Annotated in this window: 19 protein-coding genes and 4 tRNA genes; 10 read left to right on the plus strand and 13 right to left on the minus strand. The window is 71.6% G+C overall.

The features are described 5' to 3' along the window. Positions 1-25: 25 nt before the first annotated feature. Positions 26-1,255, minus strand: coding sequence for a glutathionylspermidine synthase family protein (locus ACFUK0_RS05315; protein ID WP_380246703.1), 1,230 nt, complete (start codon positions 1,253-1,255; stop codon positions 26-28). 6 nt (positions 1,256-1,261) lie between these two features. Next, a complete protein-coding gene (locus ACFUK0_RS05320; protein WP_380246704.1) occupies positions 1,262-1,630 on the minus strand; it encodes a hypothetical protein in 369 nt (122 codons plus the stop codon). Positions 1,631-1,778: 148 nt separating this feature from the next. On the opposite strand from ACFUK0_RS05320, the gene ACFUK0_RS05325 reads away from it, so the two are divergent. Continuing rightward, positions 1,779-2,201, plus strand: a complete 423-nt coding sequence (locus tag ACFUK0_RS05325; protein WP_380246705.1) for a DUF350 domain-containing protein — start codon at positions 1,779-1,781, stop codon at positions 2,199-2,201. A gap of 56 nt (positions 2,202-2,257) precedes the next feature. Here the strand turns inward: ACFUK0_RS05325 and ACFUK0_RS05330 are convergent, their stop codons facing one another. Both ACFUK0_RS05330 and ACFUK0_RS05335 read right to left on the minus strand, forming a co-directional pair. Beyond that, positions 2,258-2,860, minus strand: a complete 603-nt coding sequence (locus ACFUK0_RS05330; RefSeq protein WP_380246706.1) for a GNAT family N-acetyltransferase — start codon at positions 2,858-2,860, stop codon at positions 2,258-2,260. Between the two features lie 144 nt (positions 2,861-3,004). Next, a complete protein-coding gene (locus ACFUK0_RS05335; protein ID WP_380246707.1) occupies positions 3,005-4,288 on the minus strand; it encodes an adenylosuccinate synthase in 1,284 nt (427 codons plus the stop codon). A gap of 126 nt (positions 4,289-4,414) precedes the next feature. On the opposite strand from ACFUK0_RS05335, the gene ACFUK0_RS05340 reads away from it, so the two are divergent. From ACFUK0_RS05340 to purM, 3 genes are all read left to right on the plus strand, one after another. Continuing rightward, positions 4,415-5,266, plus strand: a complete 852-nt coding sequence (locus tag ACFUK0_RS05340) for a diacylglycerol kinase (protein ID WP_380246708.1) — start codon at positions 4,415-4,417, stop codon at positions 5,264-5,266. 259 nt (positions 5,267-5,525) lie between these two features. Further along, entirely contained in the window at positions 5,526-7,109 is a 1,584-nt protein-coding gene (gene purF, locus ACFUK0_RS05345) for an amidophosphoribosyltransferase (protein ID WP_380246709.1), read from the plus strand. Between the two features lie 71 nt (positions 7,110-7,180). Further along, on the plus strand, positions 7,181-8,266 hold the full coding sequence (purM, locus tag ACFUK0_RS05350; protein WP_380246710.1) for a phosphoribosylformylglycinamidine cyclo-ligase: 1,086 nt from the start codon (positions 7,181-7,183) through the stop codon (positions 8,264-8,266). Positions 8,267-8,420: 154 nt separating this feature from the next. Here purM and ACFUK0_RS05355 read toward each other — a convergent pair whose 3' ends face one another. Together ACFUK0_RS05355 and ACFUK0_RS05360 are read right to left on the minus strand one after the other, a co-directional pair. Then, positions 8,421-8,675 (minus strand): DUF3073 domain-containing protein, encoded by a 255-nt coding sequence (locus ACFUK0_RS05355; protein ID WP_380246711.1) that lies wholly within the window; start codon positions 8,673-8,675, stop codon positions 8,421-8,423. A 392-nt stretch (positions 8,676-9,067) separates the two neighbouring features. Beyond that, positions 9,068-10,228 carry a Glu/Leu/Phe/Val dehydrogenase dimerization domain-containing protein gene (locus ACFUK0_RS05360; protein WP_380246712.1) on the minus strand — a complete coding sequence of 387 codons (1,161 nt, stop codon included), beginning with the start codon at positions 10,226-10,228 and terminating at the stop codon, positions 9,068-9,070. Positions 10,229-10,415: 187 nt separating this feature from the next. On the opposite strand from ACFUK0_RS05360, the gene ACFUK0_RS05365 reads away from it, so the two are divergent. Together ACFUK0_RS05365 and bldC are read left to right on the plus strand one after the other, a co-directional pair. Continuing rightward, complete coding sequence (locus tag ACFUK0_RS05365; RefSeq protein WP_380246713.1) at positions 10,416-11,318, plus strand: hypothetical protein; 903 nt, start codon at positions 10,416-10,418, stop codon at positions 11,316-11,318. A gap of 555 nt (positions 11,319-11,873) precedes the next feature. Next, positions 11,874-12,080: a developmental transcriptional regulator BldC gene (gene bldC, locus ACFUK0_RS05370; protein ID WP_014137253.1), complete on the plus strand. Its 207-nt coding sequence runs from the start codon at positions 11,874-11,876 to the stop codon at positions 12,078-12,080. 389 nt (positions 12,081-12,469) lie between these two features. On the opposite strand, the gene ACFUK0_RS05375 is transcribed toward bldC, so the two are convergent. Then, positions 12,470-12,543: transfer RNA gene (locus ACFUK0_RS05375), tRNA-Asp, on the minus strand. A gap of 102 nt (positions 12,544-12,645) precedes the next feature. Continuing rightward, entirely contained in the window at positions 12,646-16,683 is a 4,038-nt protein-coding gene (gene hrpA / locus ACFUK0_RS05380; RefSeq protein ID WP_380246714.1) for an ATP-dependent RNA helicase HrpA, read from the minus strand. 186 nt (positions 16,684-16,869) lie between these two features. Between hrpA and ACFUK0_RS05385 the strand changes: the two genes are divergently transcribed. After that, positions 16,870-17,391, plus strand: coding sequence for a SigE family RNA polymerase sigma factor (locus ACFUK0_RS05385; RefSeq protein ID WP_380246715.1), 522 nt, complete (start codon positions 16,870-16,872; stop codon positions 17,389-17,391). Then, entirely contained in the window at positions 17,388-18,299 is a 912-nt protein-coding gene (locus ACFUK0_RS05390) for a hypothetical protein (RefSeq protein ID WP_380246716.1), read from the plus strand. The genes ACFUK0_RS05385 and ACFUK0_RS05390 overlap by 4 nt, the downstream gene beginning before the upstream one ends. Positions 18,300-18,361: 62 nt before the next feature. Here the strand turns inward: ACFUK0_RS05390 and ACFUK0_RS05395 are convergent, their stop codons facing one another. Continuing rightward, on the minus strand, positions 18,362-19,054 hold the full coding sequence (locus ACFUK0_RS05395; protein WP_380246717.1) for an NAD(P)-dependent oxidoreductase: 693 nt from the start codon (positions 19,052-19,054) through the stop codon (positions 18,362-18,364). 87 nt (positions 19,055-19,141) lie between these two features. Here ACFUK0_RS05395 and ACFUK0_RS05400 point away from each other — a divergent pair, with 87 nt between their 5' ends. Together ACFUK0_RS05400 and ACFUK0_RS05405 are read left to right on the plus strand one after the other, a co-directional pair. Then, positions 19,142-19,735 carry a TetR family transcriptional regulator gene (locus ACFUK0_RS05400; protein WP_380246718.1) on the plus strand — a complete coding sequence of 198 codons (594 nt, stop codon included), beginning with the start codon at positions 19,142-19,144 and terminating at the stop codon, positions 19,733-19,735. A 192-nt stretch (positions 19,736-19,927) separates the two neighbouring features. Further along, positions 19,928-21,235, plus strand: a complete 1,308-nt coding sequence (locus tag ACFUK0_RS05405) for an ALF repeat-containing protein (protein ID WP_380246719.1) — start codon at positions 19,928-19,930, stop codon at positions 21,233-21,235. 182 nt (positions 21,236-21,417) lie between these two features. Here the strand turns inward: ACFUK0_RS05405 and ACFUK0_RS05410 are convergent. The 4 genes from ACFUK0_RS05410 to ACFUK0_RS05425 all read right to left on the minus strand — a co-directional run bounded on the left by ACFUK0_RS05410 (position 21,418) and on the right by ACFUK0_RS05425 (position 22,204). Continuing rightward, positions 21,418-21,491, minus strand: a tRNA-Phe gene (locus ACFUK0_RS05410). 27 nt (positions 21,492-21,518) lie between these two features. Further along, a tRNA-Asp gene (locus ACFUK0_RS05415) sits at positions 21,519-21,592 on the minus strand. A 57-nt stretch (positions 21,593-21,649) separates the two neighbouring features. Further along, a tRNA-Glu gene (locus ACFUK0_RS05420) sits at positions 21,650-21,722 on the minus strand. Positions 21,723-21,862: 140 nt separating this feature from the next. Next, on the minus strand, positions 21,863-22,204 hold the full coding sequence (locus ACFUK0_RS05425) for a metallopeptidase family protein (protein ID WP_380246720.1): 342 nt from the start codon (positions 22,202-22,204) through the stop codon (positions 21,863-21,865). Positions 22,205-22,256 lie beyond the last annotated feature (52 nt).

The raw sequence follows: 22,256 nt of genomic DNA on the forward strand, positions 1-22,256 counted from the left end.
ACCTGCCGGACCTGCCGGGCCCGGCTCAGCGGATGAGGTGCGGCAGGAAGCGGGCGCCCTGGTGGGTGATCGGGCTGTCGTCGGTCTCGCGGATGCCGAGGCCCGCCGACTCGCCGTCGACCACCCAGGCGCCGAGCACCGGCCGGTTGCCGTCGAAGTCGGGCAGCGGGTGGTACTGCTGGTAGCAGTACCCCTCGGGGCCGTAGCGGTCCGGGTCGCCGGCCCAGGCGTCGAGCCGGGTCTCCCGTCCGTCCGGTCCGACGATCCGGATGCCGGCGCCCTCCCGGCCGAGCAGCGGCTTGGCCGCGTAGCCGGGGCCGTCCGGGGCGGCGAGTTCGCGCGGCCCGTCCAGGTAGGCGGGCAGCAGGTTGGGGTGGCCCGGGTAGAGCTCCCAGAGGACGGCGAGCAGGGCCTTGTTGGAGAGCAGCATCTTCCACGCGGGCTCGATCCACAGGGTGCTGCCGGTGCTGCCGCCGTGGTCGATGCAGCCGAGCAGCTGCCCGGCGAACTCGTCCTCGGTCAGCCACTCCCACGGGTACAGCTTGAAGACGGACCGGATGAACCGGTGCTCCAGGTCGACGAAGCGGCCGGCCAGCCCGTCCCAGCCGATGTCCTCCACGGCGATGCCGACGGTGCTGATCCCGGCCTGTTCGGCGGTCTCCTGGAGGTAGAGGGTGGTCATCCAGTCCTCGCCCTCGGTGTCGCCGCGCGAGTGCGCGAAGTGCACCGGGCCGGGCGGGAGGAGGTGCTTCTGACGGGCCCAGGAGGCGACCAGGCGCTCGTGCAGCGAGTTCCACTGGTCGGCGCCGGGGAAGCGCTCCTCCATCCAGAACCACTGGGGCCCGGCGGCCTCGACCAGTGAGGTCGGGGTGTCGGCGTTGTACTCGAAGAGCTTGGCCGGGCCGGTGCCGTCGTAGGCGAGGTCGAACCGCCCGTACACGCTGAGCTGTTCCTCGCGCCGGTGCCAGGACTCGGTGACGGCGGCGGCCAGCGCCGGGTCGGTGATGCCGTAGTCGGCGAGGCGGCCGGTGCGCACGACGTGGCCGGCGGCGGCCAGGCACATCTCGTGCAGCTCCTCGACGACCTCCTCCAGCGCTTCGACCTCGGGGGCGGAGAACTCGTAGTACGCGCTCTCGTCCCAGTAGGCGTGCGGGCCGCCCTGGTTGCAGGGGTCGGAGCAGACGGCGTAGATCAGGCCCTGGCTCTCGACGGTGGCCAGCCAGCCGGGGCGCGGTTCGAGGGTGTGACGGCGCACGGCGGGTCAGCCCCCGCCCGAGCCGCTGGAGCCGGACGGACAGCCGAAGCCGCCCCGCTTCGTGGCGGCCTTGTCGAAGGTCCCGCCGGCGGCGGTCAGGGAGCCGGAGCCGCAGTAGTACCAGCGGCCGGAGGCCTTGGTGTCGGTGCAGGAGTGGTTGTCCAGGACCTTCAGGGTGCCCGGGTCGACGCAGCGGGACGGCGGGTTGCCGCTGCCGGTGGAACAGCCGGTGAGGGCGAGCGCCAGGGTGCCGACCATGCCGAGGGCCACGGCGCCGGAGCGGCGCCGGCCGCCGGACGCGGACGCGGGCCCGGTGGTGGCGGTGGTGGTGGCGGTCGGTGGCGCGGCTGGGCCGGCGAGGGGTGGCTGCGTCATGGCGCCCGATCGTACGCGTGCTCCGGAAGGGGCGGTCAGGGCGGGCGCCCGGCGGCCGGTGACCGGTGGGCATGGGATATGTTTTGCCGATCCTTGACCCGTGCGGCGACCGGTCCGCGCGGACGGCAGTACACCCGGGGGAGCGCCCATGAACGACATCGTGCACGGTCTCGGTGCGGCGGCGGCCTTCGGTGGTGTCGGGGTGGTGCTGCTGCTCCTCGGCATCGGCCTGGTCGACCTGCTGACGCCGGGCAGGCTGGGGCACCAGATCTGGGTGGAGCGGAACCGGAACGCGGCGGTGCTGCTCAGCTCGGCGCTGCTCGGGATCGGCGGCATCGTCTTCACGGCGATCCTCTACACCTACGAGGAGTTCGGGAAGGGCCTGGCCTCGACCGCCCTGTTCGGCCTGCTCGGCCTGGTGCTGATGGCGGTCGCCTTCTGGGCGGTGGACCTGCTGACGCCGGGGAAGCTGGGCGCGATCCTGGTCGACCCCGAGCCGCACCCGGCGGTCTGGGTGACGGCCAGTTGCAACCTGGCGGTGGCCGCGATCGTGGCGGCCGCGATCGCCTGACCGTCCGTCCGTCCCGGCCGTACCGCCCGGCAGCGTCGCCCCGGGGCCGCTGCCGGTCAGGACCGGCCGAGGCGCTCCGTCAGCCGGGCCTTGGCGGCGGGCCATTCGTCCGCGAGCATCGCGTAGTAGGCGCTGTCGCGCCAGGTGCCGTCCGCGCGGTGCCGGTCGCGCCGGTGGATGCCCTCGAAGGAGGCGCCGAGCCGGAGGATGGCGTTGCGGGAGCGGTCGTTGAGGCTGTCGGTCTTCCAGAAGACCCGGCCCATGCCGAGTTCCTCGTAGGCGTGGGTCAGCAGCAGCAGCTTGGACTCGGTGTTGACGGCGGTGCGCCAGGCGGAGCGGGCGTACCAGGTGCCGCCGATCTCCAGGAGTTCGTCCTCGGCCCGGAGGTCGTGGTAGCCCGTCATGCCGATGGCCCGCCCGCTGCCCAGGTCCACCACCGCGAAGACGACGGCCTGGCCGGCCTCGGTCTCGGCGAGCCGGCTGTCGATGACCGCGGCGAGTTCCTCCGGCGTGCGCGGGGTGCCGCTGGGGACCCAGCGCCAGACCTCCTCGTCGGCGCCGCCGGCGGCGAACAGGTCGGCCAGGTGGTGGCGGCCGAGCGGCTCCAGGCGGACGTGGTTGCCGGTGAGGGTGACAGGTGTGGGCAGCTTCGCGGTCATGTCCGGCAAAGTAGTCCGAGTCTGCACTAGATGCAAGATCATGTTGCACTAGTTCAATCGCCTGGGAGTGTGCGAAGGGCCCCGCGGAGAACCGCGGGGCCCCTGGCCGAGCTGTCGGGCCGCACCGTACGTGCGCGGGCCGGACTAGATGAACGAGTTGATCTGGATCGTCTCGGTCCGGCCCGGGCCGACGCCGATGGCGGAGATCGGTGCGCCCGACATCTCCTCCAGCGCCCGCACGTAGGCCTGGGCGTTCTTCGGCAGGTCGGCGAAGGTCTGCGCCTTGCTGATGTCCTCGGTCCAGCCCGGGAGGTTCTCGTAGATCGGCTTCGCGTGGTGGAAGTCCGACTGGTTGTACGGGAGCTCCTCGACGCGCTTGCCGTCGATCTCGTACGCGACGCAGACGGGGATCTCCTCCCAGCCGGTCAGCACGTCCAGCTTGGTGAGGAAGAAGTCGGTGAGGCCGTTCACGCGGGTCGCGTAGCGGGCGATCACCGCGTCGAACCAGCCGCAGCGGCGGTCACGGCCGGTGGTGACACCGCGCTCGCCGCCGATCCGGCGCAGCGCGTCGCCGTCGGCGTCCAGCAGCTCGGTCGGGAACGGGCCCGAGCCGACGCGGGTGGTGTACGCCTTGAGGATGCCGATGACCCGGTCGATCTTGGTCGGGCCGATGCCGGAGCCGGTGCAGGCGCCGCCGGCGGTCGGGTTCGACGAGGTGACGAAGGGGTACGTGCCGTGGTCGACGTCCAGCAGGGTGCCCTGGCCGCCCTCCAGCAGGACGACCTTGTTCGCCTTCAGCGCCTCGTCCAGGACGAGCGTGGTGTCGGCGAGGTAGGGGCGCAGCTTGTCGGCGTAGCCGAGGTACTCCTGGACGACCAGGTCGGCCGGGATGGCGCGGCGGTTGTAGAGCTTCACCAGCAGCTGGTTCTTGTCGTGCAGGGCCGCTTCGACCTTCTGCTGCAGGATCGACTCGTCGAAGAGGTCCTGGACCCGGATGCCGACGCGGTTGATCTTGTCCGCGTAGGTCGGGCCGATGCCGCGGCCGGTGGTGCCGATCCGGCGCTTGCCGAGGAAGCGCTCGGTGACCTTGTCGAGGGTGCGGTGGTAAGGCGTGATCAGATGGGCGTTGCCCGAGATCAGCAGCTTCGAGGTGTCGATGCCGCGGTCGTTCAGCCCGGCGAGTTCGGAGAGCAGGACGCCCGGGTCGATGACGACGCCGTTGCCGATGACCGGCACCACATTCGGGCTGAGGATGCCGGAAGGGAGCAGGTGCAGGGCATACTTCTGGTCGCCGATGACCACCGTGTGACCGGCGTTGTTGCCACCCTGGTAGCGGACGACATAGTCGACGGAGCCACCGAGGAGGTCGGTCGCCTTCCCCTTGCCCTCGTCCCCCCACTGAGCGCCAACGAGCACGAGTGCCGGCACAGGCGTACACCCCTTCCGGTTGGGGCATCCTGCGTAGGCCGCAGTCTGCCCCGAGATAGACGAAGCCCCTGGCGCAATAGCGCAAGGGGCTCTTGCACCGAGAGATTACCTGAGGAAGGACCGGTCGTGTCGTCCCTGTCCACGCCCGCATCCCATGCCGCCACTCCGGGCAACGGCGAGCCGCTGCTCGTCCTGCTCGACCCGGCGGCCAAGCAGACCGACGGAGAATCGGTACGGATCGCGAAGGACGTGCTCTGCGGAGGGGCGGACGTCAAGGTGGCGTACCCGGAGAGTCCGTCCGAACTCGACCGGGTTCTTTCGCACCGTGGGCGTCGCCGTCCGGTCGTGATCGGTTCGGACCTGGCCCTCCAGCGAGTGCTGCAGGCCCTGCACCGCCAGCGCGAATTGGGCAGCGACCCGGTCGGGCTGATCCCGGTGGGGCGGCCCGCCGAGCTGACGGCGGCCCGGGCCCTGGGGGTGCCGGCGGAGCCCGTTCCGGCGGCCCGGGCGATCCTGGCGGGCCTCGCCCAGGAGCTGGACCTGCTGGTGGACGACGGGGGCGGAGTGGTGCTCGGCGAGGTCCGGATCTCCGGTGCCGGGAGCCGGCACGGGCTGAGCCGGATGGGCGGCTGGCGTTCGCTATGGGCGAAACTCGCTGCGGCCGAGCAGGCGACCGCCAAGCCCTCCGACGGCGGCGAGCACCCCGAGGCCCGGCTGCGGGTCGAGGCGGACGGCCGGCTGCTCGCGGACGTCCACCGGCCGGTGCGGGTGGTCCAGGTCAGCCTGCCGGCCGGCGAGGGGGTCATGGAGATCGTGGTCCGCGCGCCGGGCACGCTGGTCCGGGCCCGGGCCGGCAGCGTCACGGTGACCGGCCGCGGCTTCGGCTACCGGGCGGACGGCCGCCCGGTGGGCCCCGTCCGGGCCAGGACCTGGACGGTGCACGCGGGCGCCTGGCGGCTGCTGCTCCCGGCCGGCTGATCCGGGGACCCGCCCGGCGGCCCAGTGAGCAGGGTCACGTTTGCCGGATCCGGGCGCCCGGCGGGGCGGACCGGCCGTCAGTGGCCGAAGGGGGCCAACCGGCCTCCGCCGCAGGGCAGCGGGCCCGGTCAACAATCTGTTGTTTTCGAATTGCGCCGTCGGTAAGGGGTTTTGTCTACGCGCGTCGCCGATTGCTCGGCCGAAGATCCGGCCGTCCCCCGTTCGGGAAGCCCGTGCCGACTGCCCTAGACTCGAAGACGTGCCACGTGGTGACGGAAGACTCAACCACGATCTTCTTCCCGGTGAGAAAGGCCCCCAGGACGCATGCGGCGTCTTCGGTGTCTGGGCTCCCGGCGAGGAGGTCGCCAAGCTCTCGTTCTTCGGCCTATACGCCTTGCAGCACCGCGGTCAGGAATCCGCCGGTATTGCAGTGAGCAACGGCTCCCAGATTCTCGTCTTCAAGGACATGGGACTTGTCTCCCAGGTCTTCGACGAGGCCTCCCTGGGCTCCTTGCACGGGCATATCGCCGTCGGACACGCCCGCTACTCGACCACCGGTTCCTCGGTCTGGGAGAACGCCCAGCCGACCTTCCGCGCGACCGTTCACGGTTCGCTGGCCCTCGGGCACAACGGAAACCTGGTGAACACCGCCGAACTGGCGGAGATGGTCGCCCAACTGCCCGGTGAGGAGCACATCTCCCGTTCGGGCCGCAACGCCGCGACCAACGACACCGACCTGGTGACGGCCCTGCTCGCGGGACACCCCGAGCTCTCCATCGAGGAGACCGCCCAGCTGGTGCTGCCCAAGGTCAAGGGCGCCTTCTCGCTGGTCTTCATGGACGAGCACACGCTGTACGCCGCCCGTGACCCGCAGGGCATCCGCCCGCTGGTCCTCGGCCGGCTGGAGCGCGGCTGGGTGGTCGCCTCGGAGACGGCGGCGCTCGACATCTGCGGCGCCTCCTACATCCGTGAGGTGGAGCCCGGCGAGCTGATCGCCATCGACGAGAACGGCATGCGCAGCAGCCGTTTCGCCGAGGCCAAGCCCAAGGGCTGCGTCTTCGAGTACGTCTACCTGGCCCGTCCCGACACCTCCATCGCCGGCCGCAACGTGCACCTCTCCCGCGTGGAGATGGGCCGGAAGCTGGCCAAGGAGGCACCCGTCGAGGCCGACCTGGTGATAGCCACCCCGGAGTCCGGCACCCCGGCCGCCATCGGCTACGCCGAGGCCAGCGGCATCCCGTACGGCTCCGGCCTGGTGAAGAACGCCTACGTGGGCCGTACCTTCATCCAGCCCAGCCAGACGATCCGCCAGCTCGGCATCCGGCTCAAGCTCAACCCGCTCAAGGAAGTCATCGCGGGCAAGCGCCTGGTCGTCGTCGACGACTCGATCGTGCGCGGCAACACCCAGCGCGCGCTGGTGCGGATGCTGCGCGAGGCGGGCGCCGCCGAGGTGCACATCCGGATCTCCTCGCCGCCGGTGAAGTGGCCCTGCTTCTTCGGCATCGACTTCGCCACCCGCGCGGAGCTGATCGCCAACGGGATGACCGTCGAGGAGATCGGCCGCACGCTCGGCGCGGACTCCCTGGCGTACATCTCGCTCGAAGGCATGATCGAGGCGACCACGCAGCCCAAGGACAACCTGTGCCGGGCCTGCTTCGACGGGGTCTACCCGATGGAGCTGCCCGACCCGGCGCTGCTCGGCAAGCTGCTCCTGGAAGCCGAGATCAAGGGCAGCCAGCAGCCCCCCGCCGTCCGTGGCAAGCCGCACTCCGGCGCAGACCTGGACGGTGTCCAGTCGCTGCTCGGCGGTGGTGGCGCGGCCGACGCGCTGCGCCGCCCGTAATCTCCGCCGCGGGGCCCCTTCAGCCGGGCCCCGCGGCTGTTCATCCCCCTGACCCGAGAGGGCCGCACGCAGTGACCAGCAACGAGAGCGGCGCCACCTACGCCGCCGCAGGTGTCGACATCGAGGCGGGCGACCGCGCCGTCGAACTCATGAAGCAGTGGGTGAAGAAGGCCAACCGCCCCGAGGTGGTCGGCGGCCTCGGCGGCTTCGCCGGGCTCTTCGACGCCTCCGCCTTCAAGCGCTACGAGCGCCCGCTGCTGGCCTCGGCCACCGACGGTGTCGGCACCAAGGTCGCCATCTCGCGGGCGATGGACAAGCACGACACGATCGGCCACGACCTGGTCGGCATGGTCGTCGACGACCTCGTGGTGTGCGGCGCCGAGCCGCTCTTCATGACCGACTACATCTGCGTCGGCAAGGTCGTCCCCGAGCGGGTCGCCCAGATCGTCAAGGGCATCGCGGAGGGCTGCGCGCTGGCCGGCTGCGCCCTCGTCGGCGGCGAGACCGCCGAGCACCCGGGCCTGCTCGGGCCGGACGACTACGACGTCGCGGGCGCCGGTACCGGTGTGGTGGAGGCCGACGCGCTGCTGGGCGCCGAGCGCGTCCGCGCGGGCGACGTGGTGATCGCGATGGCGGCCTCGGGCCTGCACTCCAACGGCTACTCGCTGGTGCGCCACGTCCTGCTGAACGAGGCCGGCTGGAACCTGGACCGCAAGGTCGAGGAGTTCGGCCGCACGCTCGGCGAGGAGCTGCTGGAGCCGACCAGGATCTACTCCCTGGACTGCCTGGCGCTGACCCGCTCCACCGAGATCCACGCCTTCTCGCACGTCACCGGCGGCGGTCTGGCGGCCAACCTGGCCCGGGTGATCCCGGCCGGCCTGCACGCCCGCCTGGACCGCGGCACCTGGACGCCGCTGCCGGTCTTCCAGACCGTCGCCAAGGTCGGCAAGGTGGCCACCCTGGAGATCGAGAAGACCCTGAACATGGGCGTCGGCATGGTCGCCGTCGTGCCGCCGGAGTCGGTGGACACCGTCCTCGCGATCCTGGAGGACCGCGGGGTCGAGGCCTGGCTGCTGGGCGACGTCGTCGACCGCACCGCGGAGCACGCGGACGGCGCGGCGCTCTACAACACGTACGAGGGCTTCACCGCCGGCTGACGCGGCCGAGCACGAGGCGGGAGCCCCTCCACCGGGTCGGCGGAGGGGCTCCCGTGTGTCCCGGGCCGTCCGGCCGACGCCGGGGCGGTACGCGGGAACGCCGAAAACCGGCCCTGGCGCACTGGGCGCCGGGGCCGGTCAGGGCAGACTCGGACTACGCGCGGCGGCGGGCCTGGGTGTGGCCGCTCTCCGTCTCGGTGTCCTCGTCCTCGTCCTCGTCGGCGTAGAGATTCGCATACGCCGCGTAGGGATCGTCGTCGTCCTCTTCTTCGATCGGCTCAGGCTCGATCGGAGTGGAGGGCGAAACGCCCAGCTCGCTGGACAGACGGTTGGCGTCGAACCCGCCGCTGTTGTACTTCAGCTCGCGGGCGACCTTCGTCTGCTTGGCCTTGGCCCGGCCGCGCCCCATGGGTCGACCCCCTCAACGATGGGGCTCACGGCCCCGAGTCTGACACGTGTTCATGATGAGGAGCGGCCTGCCCTGATGGGGAGAACCGTCCCTTGGAGCATTAACGGTACCTGTTTCTGCCGCTGGACGGTACGTCGTCAGTGTGACGTGGCGCGCACCGTCGTCGCCCGAGAACCGGTCTTACCAGGTCAGGGGTGGTTTTCCGGGCTTTCGAAGGCTGTCCCGAGGTGTCCCCGGTCCGTTGTTCCAGCCTTGATTATCCCCCCAAGGGGGCGCGGCGATCACCCGGGCGGACGCAGAAGTGAGAATCCGGTTCCACATCGTGATGCGCGGGGGGCGGATGGTGACCCCGGGGCGCGGCCCCCGGCGGAGCGCCCGCCCCCCGCGGTCGGTCAGCTGGTGCGGGCGCCCGGCAGCAGGATCGTGCGCAGCGCGCTGATCTCCCGCATCCGCTTCTCGGCGAGGCGGTCGGCGGCGACGGCCGGCGGCACGCCGTCGGCGGTGGCCCGGGTGAAGATCTCCAGCGTGGTGTCGAAGATCTTCGTGGCCTTGTTCTTCGCCCGGTCGAAATTGAAGCCCTGGATCTCGTCCGCGACCTGGATCACGCCGCCGGAGTTCACCAGGTAGTCGGGCGCGTACAGGATGCCGCGGTCGGCGAGGTCCTTCTCGACGCCCGGGTGGGCCAGCTGGTTGTTGGCCGCGCCGCAGACGACCGCGGTGCCGGCCGCGCCGAGCGCGCCCGCCGTGTGGTCGTCGAGCGCCCCGCCCAGCGCGCAGGGGGCGTAGACGTCCAGCGCGGCGGCCAGCAGGGCGGCGGTGTCCGCCACCACCTCCACGTCCGGGTGGGCGGCGCGCACGCGGTTGACGGCGGCCTCCGAGACGTCCGTGACGACGACGTGGGCGCCGTCCGCCACCAGGTGGCCGACCAGGTAGTGGCCGACCTTGCCGACGCCCGCCACGCCGACCCGGCGGCCGCGCAGGGTGGGCTGGCCCCAGCGGGCCTGGGCGGAGGCGCGCATGCCCTGGAAGACGCCGAAGGCGGTCAGGATGGAGCTGTCCCCGGCGCCGCCCTGCTCGGGCGAGCGGCCGGTCACGAAGCGGGTCTCGCGGGCGACGACGTCCATGTCCTGGACGTAGGTGCCGACGTCGCAGGCGGTCACGTAGCGCCCGTGCAGGGACTCCACGAAGCGGCCGTACGCGCGGAGCATCGCCTCGCTCTTGTCCTTGGCCGGGTCGCCGATGATGACGGCCTTGCCGCCGCCGAGGTCGAGGCCGGCCAGCGCGTTCTTGTAGCTCATGCCGCGGGACAGCCGCAGCGCGTCCTCCAGCGCCTCCTCCTCGGTGGCGTACGGGAAGAAGCGGGTGCCGCCGAGGGCGGGGCCGAGCGCGGTGGAGTGGATGGCGATGATCGCCTTGAGCCCGGAGCCGCGGTCGTGGCAGAGCACGACCTGCTCGTGGCCGTCGCCGGGGGCGCCGTCCTGCTCGGTGCGGAAGATCCTGCTGAGCACACCGGGTACGGGGTGCGTCGCGGATGCGGTGTGTACGTCGGTCACTGTGGTGACTCCAGTAGGTGAGGCCCGCTGCTGTGGTGCGGGCGCCTACGGCGAAGCCTAGTCCGGCAGGGTGTCGGCGATCTCCCCCTTGGCCGCTTCCGGCCGGGGCCCGGGCCGCGGCGGTGCGGACGGTTCCGGCGGCGATCCCCGCGCGCACCCTCCCGGCCTGCGGGTGGTGCGTGCGACGATGCGATGCGTGACTGCCGTGCGTACGTCCGTGCTCCCGCCCTACGCCGCCCACCTGCGGGTCTACGAGCCGCTGGCCGCCTTTCCGGAGGCCGAGCGGGCCCACTGGCAGGCGTACGCGGCGGCGCGCGGCCCGGATGCGGGCGCGGTGGAGCAGCCGGTCGCGCGGGCGGCACTGGAGGAGCAGCGGGCGGCGCTCGCCGAACTGGTGGGGCGTACGCCGCGCGCGCTGCCCGAGCGGGAGAGCGGGCGCGCCTTCGTCCGGCTCGTGGACGGCGTCACCTACGTCTGCCCGTGGGCCACCAGGCTGCGCAGCTGGGACGCCCTGGACGAGCTGCTGGAGAGCGCGCCGGTGGCGCTGCTGGACACCGCGCTGCCGCCCGCCACCCGGGCGGCGGCGGAGGCGGACCGGGAGCGCTGGCTGGCGCGCTACCCGGACGCGCGGCCGTGGATCCTGACCAGCCGGTGGGAGGTGCCCATCCGCTGGTTCCTGCCGTTCGGCGAGGAGGACCGCTGCTTCGTGCCGGCCGCGCCGGGCGGCGGCGAGGACGGCGGCGCGCCGGTGCCGGCCGCGCTGTTCTACCTGACGCCGATGGCGCAGGCCCGGCGGCGGGTGGCGCGGGCCTACCGGGCGCTCTCGGCGGGAGCGGGCGAGCCGGCCCGGGGGGCGGAGCTGGTGGGGCGCTGGCTGGAGGAGTTCCACCCGCGCTCGCTGGTGGAGCTGGACTACGGGGGCCTGGTGCACCTGCTCGGGCCGGAGCGGCTGGCGGCCGACCGGTCGGCCGGGGAGCTGGAGGAGGGGCTGGCGGCGCTGCGGGCGGGGGACACCGAGGAGGCGGCGCGCGCGTACGAGGGTGTGACGCTGCGGTGGCGGCAGGTGCTGGCCTGGCGGCAGGCCAACTGACGGTGCCCGGCGACGCCCGGCAGCGGCCGTCGCGGTACCGGCTGAGCCGACGTCAGGGCTGGTGGGGGCGGGTGTCTGTGGGGCTTGTCAGACTGGAAGGGTCCTTCGGCCCGAAGTTCGAGACCTAGGTCCCGGTTCGGGTCAATACCTGTCGAACGTGACACTACTCACCGTTGACGTGAACTTACCCCTATGTGTAAAAATGGGACAACCAGCCCACCTCCACACGATCATGCCCACTTTTGGGTGGTTCTGGAGTAGTTGAGTGCTTTGGTGGGAATCAGCGGATCTGAACCCATCATTACCGATTGTCACGATAAAGTGACTGCCCGTTATGGGGTGGTCCATAGTCATCCGTTGCACTTGGCCCCCTGAGGGGCCAATTTTGGCGGTTTGGCCGTTGGGGCTGGACGGATGGTGTAGTTGTAGACACCAGGACAAGCCGTTCGTCCTATAACCGACTCGGCCTGTGTATGTCATTTCGGGCATCGCGGGCCAAGGTGCAGAATTTGAAGGATAGAACCGCCCTGGTTCGGTTCTCCGAGGAGGCCGCTCATGACCGCCCGTACCCCTGATGCTGAACCTCTGCTGACGCCGGCAGAGGTCGCCACCATGTTCCGCGTGGACCCTAAGACGGTCACCCGCTGGGCCAAGGCCGGCAAGCTCACTTCCATTCGCACGCTCGGCGGACACCGCCGGTACCGTGAGGCGGAGGTGCGTGCCCTGCTGGCCGGTATTCCGGCCCAGCGCACCGAGGCCTGATCGGCGCACAAGCTCTTTTGATCGAAGGGGCCGTTCCCCCAGACTCCGCCGGGTCTGAGGGAACGGCCCCTTCGGCGTTCCCGTGGAGTGCCGGATCAACATGTCGGGCGGTCGGAATGTTTTCTCCGGAGTGGCGATCGGATATCTCCGGGACGGGGGGGAATGCCCGGGAATGACGGTGCAATTTTATATATTAAATTAGTGCCGGTTCCGGAGGGGCGTGGAGGAGCCGGTCTCAGCAGGAGAGAAGTGATGCCGGTCACATCACCCACAGTCGTGGTCTAGACCTGCGTCGGGCTCCGGGACTGAGCGGGCAGAGGTGAGCGGGCGTCAGCGAGGGAAAACGCGAGAGACCCGGAACCTTGCGGTTCCGGGTCTCTCGACTACGGCGATCCTGACGGGACTTGAACCCGCGACCTCCACCTTGACAGGGTGGCGAGCTAACCAACTGCTCCACAGGACCAGATTTTGACTCCGTCCGCTTCGCTTGCGCTGTGCGAACAAGACAGATCGTACTGCATGGCGGGCCCCCAGGTCGAACCGGCTCCCGGGGGCCCCTCCCAGCTCAGAGCGTCGCCTGCGCCGCCTCCATCGCCTTCATGATCCGCTTTTCCGAGACCGGCGTCGGAGTCCCCAGCGACTGGGCGAAGAAGCTCACCCGCAGCTCCTCGATCATCCACCGGATCTGCCGCACCTCGGGCGAGGGCTGCCGCCCGGCCGGCACCGCCGCCAGCAGCTCCCCGTACGCCTGCTGCACCTGCTGGACCTTCAGCAGCTGCTGGGCGTCCCGCTGCGGGTGGTTCGGCAGGGCCTCCAGCCGCCGGTCCACCGCGAGCAGATAGCGCTTCAGGTCGGTCAGCCGGCGCCAGCCGGCCTCGGTGACGAAGCCCGGGCTGCCCGCGCTGCCCGCGTGCACCAGCGAGGCCAGGTGCAGCCGGATGTCGTTCACCGCCGTCAGCAGGACGGGGCTGCTGACCGTCTTCAGCCGGGTGGACGCCTTGTGGAAGGCGATCAGTGCCGACGCCGTCTTCAGCGTGGTGTCCGCCGAGACCTCGTAGAGGTCGGCCCGAACCTTGTCGAAGAGCTTGCCGTACGCCGCCTCGTCCCAGGCCGGGCCGCCGGCCGCCGTCATCAGCCGGTCGGTCGCGCAGGCGACGACGTCCTCGAACAGGGCCGGGACCGAACCGTGCGGGTTGTGCGACAGCGCCAGCTTGGCCTGGTTGCCCAGCCGCCCCTGGATCGACTTGGCGGGCGAGTTGACGGTGAGCATCAGCAGCCGCCTGGTGCCGTCCCACATGGCCTGCTGCTGGGCCTCCGCGGTGTCGAACAGCTTCACCGACACCGAGGTGCCCTCGTCCACCAGCGCGGGGTAGGCCCGCAGCGAATGGCCGCGCGAGCGCTGCTCGAAGGTCTTCTGCAGCACCGGGAGGGAGGCCGGCCAGGCCGTCAGCCCGCTCTGCTCGATGCCCTGGCCGGAGGCGGCCGAGGAGAGCGTCTCCTTCAGCTTGGGCTTCAGCTTCAGCCGCAGCTCCTCCAGGTCCTTGGACTCGGCCAGCTTCCGCTTGCCGTCCACCACCCGGAACGTCACCTTGAGGTGCTCCGGCACCCGCTCGTCGTCCCAGGCCTCGGCCGGGACGGTGATCGCCGTCAGCCGCTTCAGGATGTGCTCCAGGGTCGGCAGCAGCGGCTCGGCGGAGCCGAACGTCCCGGCGGCCTGGCGCTCCCTCACCTGCTTCAGCGCGGCCCGGGCGAAGTCCGGAGCCGGGACGAAGTTGCGCCGCACCGCCTTCGGCAGCGCCCGGATGTAGGCGGTCACCAGCTCCTCGCGCAGGCCCGGGATCTGCCAGTCGAAGCCCTCGGACGTCACCTGGTTGAGCACCGGCAGCGGGATGTGCACGGTCACGCCGTCCGCGTCGCTGCCGGGCTCGAACTGGTACGTGAGCTTGAAGCGGAGCTTGCCCTGCTGCCAGTAGTCCGGGTAGTCCTCCTCGGTGATGCCGCCGGCCGCGTCGTTGATCAGCATCGACTTCTCGAAGTTGAGCAGGTCGGGCTGGTCGTGGCGGGTCTTCTTCCACCAGGAGTCGAAGTGCCGGGTGGAGACGACGTCCTCGGGCAGCCGGGCGTCGTAGAAGTCGAACAGCGTCTGGTCGTCGACCATGATGTCGCGCCGCCGGGCCCGGTTCTCCAGCTCCTCGACCTCGCCGAGCATCCGCCGGTTGGCCGCGAAGAAGTCGTGGTGGGTCTCCCAGTCGCCCTCGACCAGCGCGTTGCGGATGAACAGCTCCCGGCACAGCTCCGCGTCGATCCGGCCGTAGTTGACCTTGCGCTGCGCGACGATCGGCATCCCGTAGAGGGTCACCTTCTCGTACGCCAGCACGGCGCCGGCCTTCTTCTCCCAGTGCGGTTCGCTGTAACTGCGCTTGACCAGGTGGCCGGCCAGCGGCTCGACCCACTCCGGTTCGATCTTCGCGTTGATCCGGGCCCACAGCCGGGACGTCTCCACCAGCTCGGCCGACATCACCCAGCGCGGCGGCTTCTTGAACAGCCCGGAGCCGGGGAACACCGCGAAGCGGGCGGCGCGGGCGCCGCCGTACTCGCGCTTCTCCACGTCGTACAGGCCGATGTGCGAGAGCAGCCCGGCCAGCAGCGACTGGTGGATCCGGTCGGCGTCCGGCTCGGCGTCCGGATGCGGCTCCTCGACCGTGACGCCGAGCTGCTTGGCGACCGTCCGCAGCTGGGAGTAGATGTCCTGCCACTCCCGTATCCGCAGGTAGTTCAGGAACTCCGCCTTGCACATCCGGCGGAACGCCGAGGAGGACAGCTCCTTCTGCTGTTCCCTGACATAGCGCCACATGGCCAGGTAGGAGAGGAAGTCGGAGGTCTCGGACTGGAAGCGGCGGTGCCGGTCGTCGGCGGCCTGGCGCTTCTCGCTGGGGCGCTCGCGCGGGTCCTGGATGGACAGCGCGGCCGCGATCACCATCACGTCGCGGACACAGCCGTTCTTGTCCGCCTCCAGCACCATCCGGGCCATCCGCGGGTCCAGCGGGAGCTGGGCGAGCTGCCGGCCGAGCGGGGTGAGGCGCTTGCGCGGGTCCTTCTCGGCGGGGTCGAGGGCGCCCAGCTCGTGCAGCAGGCTGACGCCGTCCTTGATGTTGCGCGAGTCCGGCGGGTCGAGGAAGGGGAAGGCCGCGATGTCGCCGAGGCCGGCCGCCGTCATCTGCAGGATGACCGAGGCCAGGTTGGTGCGCAGGATCTCCGCGTCGGTGAACTCGGGGCGGGAGAGGAAGTCCTCCTCCGAGTACAGCCGGATGCAGATGCCGTCGGACGTACGGCCGCAGCGGCCCTTGCGCTGGTTGGCGCTGGCCTGGCTGACCGCCTCGATCGGCAGCCGCTGGACCTTGGTGCGGTGGCTGTAGCGGGAGATCCGGGCGGTGCCCGGGTCGATCACGTACTTGATGCCGGGAACGGTGAGCGAGGTCTCCGCGACGTTCGTCGCCAGCACGATCCGGCGGCTGCCGGAGCGCTGGAACACCTTGTGCTGCTCGGCGGAGGACAGCCGGGCGTACAGCGGCAGCACCTCGGTGAACTTCAGTTTCATCTTGTCGAGGGCGTCCGCGGTGTCGCGGATCTCGCGCTCGCCGGAGAGGAAGACCAGGATGTCGCCGGGGCCCTCGGCCTGCAGCTCCTCGGCCGCCTCGCAGATCGCCTGGATCTGGTCGCGGTCGCGGTCCACGTCGCCGCGCTCGTCCTCCCCGTCCTCGTCGCCCTCGTCCACGATCGGGCGGTAGCGGACCTCGACGGGGTACGTACGGCCGGACACCTCGATGATCGGGGCGTCGCCGAAGTGGTTGGCGAACCGCTCGGGGTCGATCGTCGCCGAGGTGATGATCACCTTGAGGTCGGGGCGGCGGGGCAGCAGCTGCTTGACGTAGCCGAGGATGAAGTCGATGTTGAGGCTGCGCTCGTGCGCCTCGTCGATGATCAGGGTGTCGTACTGGTGCAGTTCGCGGTCGGTCTGGATCTCGGCCAGCAGGATGCCGTCCGTCATCAGCTTGACCAGCGTGTCCGGGCCGACCTGGTCGGTGAACCGGACCTTCCAGCCGACCGCCTCGCCGAGCGGCGTGCGCAGCTCCTCGGCCACCCGCTCCGCCACCGTCCGGGCGGCGATCCGGCGCGGCTGGGTGTGGGCGATCAGGCCCTTCACCCCGCGGCCCAGCTCCAGGCAGATCTTCGGGATCTGGGTGGTCTTCCCCGAACCCGTCTCACCGGCCACGATCACCACCTGGTGATCGCGGATCGCGGCCAGGATGTCGTCCTTCTTCTGGCTGACCGGAAGCTCCGCCGGATACGTGATCTCCGGCACCGCGGCCCGGCGCTGTTCGACCCGCAGCTCGGCCCGGTCGATGTCGGAGGCGATCTCGGCGGCGACCTTCTGCCAGGCCTCGGGCTTGCGGACCCGCCGGGCCCCCTCCAGCCGGCGGCCGATCCGCTGCTGGTCGCGCAGGGTCAGCTCGGGCAGGCGGGCGGCCAGCTCACCGATGCCGAGCCCCTTGCTGGGAGCACCGGCGGCGGACTGGGCTACGGGAGAACTCACTGCGGGCATCCCTCTAGGTTCGCAAGGAGGTACGGCGGCGCGCACCTCAGTTTTCGAGCCCCTCCAGTGTCACAGCCCCCGGCCGCTCCCTGCGAACCCCCGCCCGGTCGGGCCGTGGGCCGGCCACGGGCCGGGGCGGCCGCCGGGGCAACGGTCCGGCGCCCGTACGGACTCTGAAGGGGGGAGGAGGTGCTCATGGGAGAGCGGAAGACCGAGCGGGACGGCGAGTTCCAGCGGTTCGTCACCCCCGCGTGGCCACGGCTGCTGCGGACGGCGTTCCTGCTGGCGGGGGACCGGCACACGGCCGAGGACCTGGTGCAGACGACGCTGGAGAAGACGTACGCGGCCTGGGGGCGGGTCCGGCGGACCGACGACCCGTACGCGTACGTCCGCCGGATCCTGCTCAACGAGCAGGCCGGGCGCTACCGCCGGCGGCTGCCGGAGTTCCTGGTGCCCGCCGTCCCGGAGCACCCGGGCGGGGACGGCTACGACCGGCTCGACGAGCGGACCGTGCTGCTGCGCGCCCTCGCCGCCCTGCCGCCCGGACAGCGGCAGGCGGTCGTCCTGCGGTACTGGGAGGACCTGAGCGAGACCCAGGCCGCCGCCGCCATGAACTGCTCGGTGGGCACCGTGAAGAGCCAGGCCTCCAAGGGCCTCGCGAAACTGCGGGCCGCCTCATCGCTGACCGGAATGACGAGAATCGGAGACACGGTATGAGCTGGGACGAGGAAGCGGACCGGACGGCCGCCGACGGAGTGGCCGCGCTGGCCGGGCTGGCCGACGGGCTGGAGACCGGCCCGGTGCCCTACGAGGCGGTGCTCGCCGGTGGCCGCCGGCGCCGCCGGCGGCGGAACCTGGCGGTGGCCGGGGCGACGGCACTGGCCACCGCCGTCCTGATCGGCGCCGGGGGCGCCCTGGCCGGCCTCGGCCACGGGACGGGCAGCGGACCGGCCGACGTGACGGCGGCCGCCGCGCCGGCCACGGTCTCGGCCCCGGCTGCCGCCACGGCGGCCACGGCCACGGCCACGCCGGCGGGGCGCGACCCGCTGACGCCCGTCCGGGTGGTGCTGGCGCAGGGCAGGGACGGCGGAAAGGAGTGGCGGTCGTACGCCGAGCTCTGGCCGGCCGCCGCGACCGCGGACCAGGCGGTGGCGCAGGCCGGGTTGATCTGGCAGGAGCGGCACGCCGCCATCCCCCAGCTGCCCCGGGAGACCGACGCCGAGGTGCGCGGACGGTGGCGGCCGGGACTCGACCTGGTCGAGCTCTACACCACGCTGGACGGCAAGCGGCTGGTCGACGACTCCGCGCACACCGTCCCGGCGCCCGGCGGGAGGCCGCCGGTCGCGACCACTGCGGACCAGGGCCTCCCGGGCACCCTGCTGGCCCTCAAGGGAGCGGAGCTGAACAACCCGGTGCTGCTGGCGTCCGTCAACCCCGACGTCGCCAGGGTGGTGGTCAGCTGGACGGACGGCACGACCTCCGAGCCCGCCCTGGTGCCGGTCGGCGACTCACCGACGCGCTGGTTCTCGGTGGCCCGCAAGGCACCGGGGATCACCTCCACGAAGATCACTCTCTACGGTGCCGACGGCGGCCTGCTGGCCACCGACACGGACTGGCTGAAATGACCCACTGGCCTGCCGGCCCGGAGGCCCACTGCGCCGCCCCGGCCGTTGCTTCCTCCTGACGGCTACTTCTTCCTGACGGCCTCGTTCCAGATCAGCCGGGGCAGGCTGGGCCGGACGTCCGTCGTGACGACCCCCATCGCCCGGCGCACGAAGCGGTCCTCGGTCAGCTCCCGCAGCATGCTCGCGGCGAGGTCGGCCCGCGCCGTGTAGACGCCGTCCGCGCTGTCCTCGGCGAGCCGGTAGTCGGTCACCGCCGGGGTGTCGAACAGGCCGGAGGGGCGGACGATCGTCCAGTCCAGGCCGCTCGCCCGGATCAGCGCCTCCATCCGGCGCATGTCCTCGTGCGCGGTGCGGGCGATCACCCGGTTCACGTACGGGTCGAGCACGTGGTTGAAGAGGAACGCGCCGCTGGGGCGCCAGGCGGGGTCGTTGACGCTGGAGCTGATCGCCAGCAGCCGGCGTACGCCGTGCCGCTCCATGGCCGTGATGACGTTCCGGGCGCCCGCCGAGTAGACGGTGACCGGGCGGCGGCCCGGCCGGGCGCCGAGCGCGGACAGGACGGCGTCGGCGCCCGCGACGGCCGCGTCGACGGCCTCCGGGTCGCCGGCGTCGGCGGCCACCGCCGTGAGTCCGGCGCGGGGCGGCAGGTTCTCGGGCCGGCGGGCCACGGCCGTGACCCGGTGGCCGGCGGCCAGGGCCTGGTCGGTCAGCCGGCGGCCGGTCGGGCCGGTGGCGCCGAGGACGACGATGCGCATGAGTTCACTCCCTCACCCCGCCCCGGCCGTTCCGGGAGCTGCGGACTCCTTGACCCTGCCGACCGGCCCCCGCCATATTCAATGCTGATGAATAAAAACCGGGGCCGCCCGCCGGGCCGCCCGCAGACCAGGGCCCGCATCGCCGAGGTCGCCCGCGACCTCTTCCTGGCCCACGGCTACCGGGGCACCACCCTGCGGGCCGTCGCCGCCGGGGCAGGCGTGGACGCCGCTCTCGTCAGCTACCACTTCGGCTCCAAGCAGGGTCTGTTCGGCGAGGTCACGCAGGTGGAGTGCGCCCGCTCGCTCGACCTGTCCACGGCTCTGGCGGGTGACCCGGCGGGCCTGCCCGACCGGCTGCTGAAGGCCGTCACCGACCTGTGGGACCACACCGAACTGAACCGGCTCGCGGTGCAGAACGACGAGGTGATGCGGGTGTTCCGGGAGTACCTCGACCGGGAGGTGCTGGGCCGGCTCGCTGAATATCTGGGCGGCCCCGACGCGAGCGAACGGGCGCTCGCCGCGGTCACCGTGATCGGCGGACTGATCTTCACCCGGTACCTGAACCCGCTGCCCGCGTCCGCCGCCCTCAGCACCGCCGACGTCCGCCGGATCCTCGGCCCGACGCTGCGCGCGGCCCTGCTGAGCCGGACCGGCCGCCACGCTGCTGCCGGGAGACGCTGACCGGGCATCACCTCGGGCCCGTCGCCCGATGTACCCCCTGCTGCACCGCTCCGGCCGGCCCGCGCGACGGGTCCCGAGGTCAGGGCGTGCTGAAAATGTGATCATCAGTGGTGGGTCGTCGCTATACGATCACTCGGCTGCCCACCGCGAGAGCGCGGTGGGGCTCATTCGTATTCAGATCCCGGGGGACCGTTGAAGATCCGTCGTTCGCTCGCTGCTGCCGTTCTGCTCGCCACGGCTGCCGCACCCGTCGTCATGGGCGCCACCCCGGCGTTCGCCGACACCGCCCCGGCCGGGCAGGAGCAGACCGACCCGGCCGAGGCCCAGGCCGACGAGGAGAACCGGGCAGCGATCGAGCGGCTGCTCGTCTACCCGAACGACTACCTGCTCACGGCCCCGAGCGACTACCTCCGCGAGCACGCGGCGGCCGCACTCGCCGGCACCCCGGCGGACCGGGCGCACTTCCTCGCCGCGGAGGTGGACAGGATCCGCCGGGACGACGCCCGGATCGCGATCACGCGGATCATGAGCGCAGGTGGTCCGGTCGTGCGGAAGGCCGCCAACGCCCTGTTCAACGAGTCGCCGGACGACCTCGAAGCGCTCCGCGCCTTCCTGGACGTCGGCCAGTACGTGGCCCGCGCCGAGGACGAGAACCGCGCCGAGGCCCAGCGGATCCTCGACGATCCGAAGAGCGGGCCCGGCGTGCGCGCGAGCGCGCAGAAGGCGCTCGCGGGTACCGCCGCGGACGTCGAGCAGTTCCTCAAGGTGGGGGCGAAGACGGCCGCGGAGCACGACGACCGGCTCCTGCTCATGCAGATCATGTCCGCCGGCGGCCCGGCGGTGCAGAAGGCCGCCAACACCGCGATGGGCGGCACCGTCGAGGACGTCCGCGAGTTCCTGAGGACCGGCCAGTACACCGCCCGGGCGGAGGACGAGAACCGGGCCGAGGCCCAGCGCGTGTTCGACGACCCGGACACCGGTAGTCACGTCCGGGAGGCCGCCGGGAAGGCGCTCGCGGGTACCGCCGCGGACGTCGAGCACTTCCTCAAGGCGGAGCTGGAGCCGCTGCGGGCGAGCGACGACCGGATCCGTGTCTCGCAGATCACCGAGGCCGGCGGCCCCGAGGTCCGGAAGGCCGGGAACGCCGCGTTCTACGGCACCCTCGCGGACATCCGGGCCTTCCTGAAGGAGGGCCAGTTCACCGCCCGCGCCAAGGACAAGGCCGCCGCCGAGGCCGCCGCCGAGGCTGCCCGGCCGGGTACCGCAGCTGCCGCCCCCGCCGTCGCTGCTGCCGCCCAGGTGGTGCCCGCCTCCGTCACCACCGGCACGGTGGCCGTGCCGACCGCGGTCGAGGCGGCCCCGGCCGGACAGGCCACCGGCGACCGGCTGGCCGCCACCGGCTCCACCGCCCCGCTCGGGCAGCTCGCCGCAGCGAGCGGCGCGGCCGTCCTGCTGGGGGCCGGCGCGGTCGTCGCCTCGCGCCGCCGCCCGCAGGCCTGATCGCCTTCTCCGCCGGCCGGTGCGCGGTTCGCGCCGGCCGGCGGAGTGCTTCCGGCACACCGCCGGGCGGATCGGACGGCTTCGCACGGATCCGTACGAATCCTTACGCCGCACACGGTGCGCGGCATGCAGAAGGCCCCATCGAGTGAACTCGATGGGGCCTTCTGGCTGTTCAGCAGCTGTGGCCAGGGCCGGGGTCGAACCGGCGACCTTCCGCTTTTCAGGCGGACGCTCGTACCAACTGAGCTACCTGGCCGTACTGCACCGCCCCTTGCGGGACGAGCGATCCTGACGGGACTTGAACCCGCGACCTCCACCTTGACAGGGTGGCGAGCTAACCAACTGCTCCACAGGACCTCGTGCGGATCTCATCCGCTTCGGTATCTTACGATGCCGACTCACAACCTTACTACGTGCCCCCAACGGGATTCGAACCCGTGCTACCGCCTTGAAAGGGCGGCGTCCTGGGCCACTAGACGATGAGGGCTTGCGGCCTGTCCGGTTCTGAAGTTTCCAGCGTTCGGGGACGTCGAGAAGCATATGGGATGCCGGGCGGATCGCCAAAACGGTTTGGCCCGGTCAGGCGTGGCGCGGGTTCCGGGCCGTCGGCGGGCGGCCCGGAGGGGGTCAGGCCCAGCCGAGTTCGTCCAGCTCGTGGTCGTCGAAACCGAAGTGGTGGGCGACCTCGTGGATCACCGTGGTGCGGACTTCGTCGACGACCTCCTCGCGGGTGTCGCACTGCCGCAGGGTCGGGCCGACGTAGACGATGATCCGGTCGGGCAGGACGCCGGCGTACCACTCGCCGCGCTCGGTGAGGGGGGTGCCCTCGTACAGGCCGAGCAGGTCGGGGGTGGTGGGGTCGGGCTCGTCCTCGACGAAGACGGCGACGTTGTCCATCATGGCCGCGAGGTTCGGGGGGATCCGGTCGAGGGCGTCGCTGACGAGCAGGTCGAAGTCTTCCCGGGTCATCTCCACCGGTTCATTGTCGGCTCTGGGGTGACGCGGTGCCAGGTGATCGGCG

The sequence above is a fragment of the Kitasatospora sp. NPDC057223 genome (assembly GCF_042669755.1).
Lineage (GTDB): Bacteria > Actinomycetota > Actinomycetes > Streptomycetales > Streptomycetaceae > Kitasatospora.